General features: G+C 57.0%; 1 pseudogene. It reads left to right on the top strand.

The window, feature by feature from the left end:
• Positions 1-264: pseudogene (locus OGV94_RS00030) on the top strand (formylglycine-generating enzyme family protein); the annotation flags it as partial.
• Between the last annotated feature and the right edge of the window lie 50 nt (positions 265-314).

Consider the following 314-nt stretch of genomic DNA (forward strand, 5'->3'; position numbering starts at 1 on the left):
GGAAACGGCTGGGAATGGATGAAGGACTGGTATGACCCGGAATACTACAGCCATTCGCCGGTAAAAGACCCGCAGGGTCCAGAGCAGCCGGTATTTAAAGACGCGGACGGGTACTACACGCGGGTGCTGCGCAGCCAGGACTTCTCGGGACCGGGGCGCGGGCTGACGATGGTGCGCTATAAGGCGGACCCGGAAAGCAGATTATACCGACCAAGCGATAAAGCTGTTCGCTGTGCCGTTAACCAGCCGAGTCCGGTGAAATGAGGGCTGTGATAATGAAAAACGACAGGTTGTGGCTGTGTGCCATTGTGATG

Origin of the sequence: Citrobacter sp. Ce006 (genome assembly GCF_030336535.1) — a bacterium.
Classification (GTDB): Bacteria; Pseudomonadota; Gammaproteobacteria; order Enterobacterales; family Enterobacteriaceae; genus Citrobacter; species Citrobacter europaeus.